Here is a 2,182-nt window from a genome sequence, read left to right as displayed (position 1 = left end):
GCGCTGTATCGCGCAAAAAATGCCGGCCGCAATCGGGTGGAGCCGGGCTGACTATCATTTGTTCCATTTTGTTTAATTCGATGCGATTGCCGTCCGCTCGCAAGGCATTACGTTACACTGTTGCATTATTGTCTTGCGTGTACTGCCTTTCGCCATGAAATATTTTGCTCTGATCGTATCGCTGATCGTGCTTGCCGGCTGTGCCAGCGGTCCCCGTTTCGACACCAGCCACCCTTCGGCCAATTACGACAGCCGCGTGCAGTTTGTGGTGGTGCATTACACCAATGCCTCGCTGGAGCGTTCGTTGCAATTGCTGGCCCACGGTGAAGTCAGCAGCCATTACCTGATTGRCGACGACACGGGTGCCACCATCTACAAGCTGATGGATGAAAATGTGCGGGCCTGGCACGCCGGTGAGAGCGAGTGGGATGGCCGAACCTGGCTGAATTCCAGTTCCATCGGTATCGAAATCGTCAACCCGGGCTTCGAGGACACACCGACCGGACGCGTGTGGCACCCCTACACCGAAGATCAGGTCCAGTCGTTGATCGTATTGCTCAAGGACATCAGCAAACGTCACGGTATAAGGCCTCGCAACATCATCGGTCATAGCGATATTGCGCCGTTGCGCAAGCTGGACCCGGGGCCGCTGTTCCCCTGGAAGCGCCTGGCCGCCGAAGGCCTKGGCATCTGGCCGAACGAACAGTCGGTGGCGCGCCAGCAAATGCAGTTCGCCGAACAGTTGCCGGGCATCAGCTGGTTTCAGGCTCAATTGGCCCGACTGGGTTATGCCTCGCCACAAACCGGCGAGCTCGATGTCGCGACACGGCATGTGATAGCGGCATTCCAGATGCATTTCCGTCCGGCGCGTTTCGATGGCACTCCGGATGCGCAAACTGCAGCGCTACTTTTGGTGTTGAATCAGACAAAATAATGACGCCCGCCCGACGGTCAGGGCTTTTTTCCAATCAGCAGCTATAACTCATTGGTAATCCTTCGGATATTGCACAATGACTGTTGCTCGAGAGACCCTCCGTAGTTGGTTCCATCGCCCCTGGTTCCTGGGGCTGATGTCTACTGTCTTGAGCGCAACGTTATTGATGGCCGGCAGCCTGTTCGTCGCCATTCATCAGGTCGAGCAAAACGAAAGCGAAGAAATGAATGCTCAGGGTGAGCGCTTCCTCGCCCGCCTGGAACAGCTCTTCGGGCAACTACGCGAAAGCCTTGACGACCTTGAAGCGCAGCCGTTGCGTGGCTGCGATGCGGAAATGATCGCGACCTTGCAACAGGTTACGTTCAATTATCGCTTCGTCTACGAAGCCGCCTACATGGACTCCTCGCGAATCTGCTCCAATCGCCCTCGCCAGGAAGGGCTGTCGCTGAGTCGATCGCCAGACATCAAAGGCCCGACTTACAGCTATTGGCTCAACACCACCACCGAACCCGATGAAAACCGCGCCGCGCTGATGCTCGGGCGCGGGAATTTCCGGGTCGCGACCTCTCGTGGACATTTGACCGATATGGTCGACCTGTCGCCGGGCAGCAGTCTGCTGGTGGTCCTTGACCATGGCGCGCGCGCGATTCCGGTGCTGGGCGCTACTCAGATCTGGCCGCCGGCCGAGGCCTGGCCACCGAGAAACCGTGATGCGCTGCAGATAACCCAGACACGCCTGATATACCGCATGCCCACCGACAATCCGGAATATCAATTGGTGTTGATCAGCCCGCGCAGCGGCATGCATATCCCGGCGGTCTGGTGGTGGCTGCTGCCGGCCAGCCTCACGCTGGGCATATGCGTTGGGTTCCTGGTGTTTCTGCTGGTGCGCCAGCGGCAGTCGCTGGACGCCGAACTGACCGGCGCGATTCGCCGTGGCGAGTTGCAGGTGCTGTATCAACCGATCTTCGACCTCGATAGCCGCAACTGTGTCGGGGCTGAAGCGCTGCTGCGCTGGCGCAGGCCGGACGGTACTCTGACCAGTCCCGACCTGTTCATTCCGATGGCGGAGAACACCGGGCAGATTCGCCAGATGACAGACTTCGTCCTGCAACGCCTGCTCGAGCAACTCGGCCAGTTGCTGCGTGCCAACCCGCAACTGTACATCTCGGTCAATCTCGCGGCGTGTGATGTGATGGTTCCGCGGATTGGTCAGGTGATGGCGCGGCTGCTGACCCTGCACCGTGT

At 58.9% G+C, this 2,182-nt stretch carries 2 protein-coding genes; both read left to right on the top strand.

Going from position 1 to position 2,182, the window contains the following annotated elements; translation table 11 throughout:
* Positions 1 to 154: 154 nt before the first annotated feature.
* Positions 155 to 934 (top strand): N-acetylmuramoyl-L-alanine amidase, encoded by a 780-nt coding sequence (locus ACXRVY_RS25380; protein ID WP_458238567.1) that lies wholly within the window; start codon positions 155 to 157, stop codon positions 932 to 934.
* 76 nt (positions 935 to 1,010) lie between these two features.
* A partial coding sequence (locus ACXRVY_RS25375; RefSeq protein WP_458238566.1) for a CSS-motif domain-containing protein occupies positions 1,011 to 2,182 on the top strand: 1,172 nt, incomplete at its 3' end.

The sequence above is a fragment of the Pseudomonas sp. P5_A2_2 genome (assembly GCF_054177685.1).
Note: the sequence above shows the minus strand (reverse complement) of the source record. Positions and strands in the feature narration are given on the sequence as shown.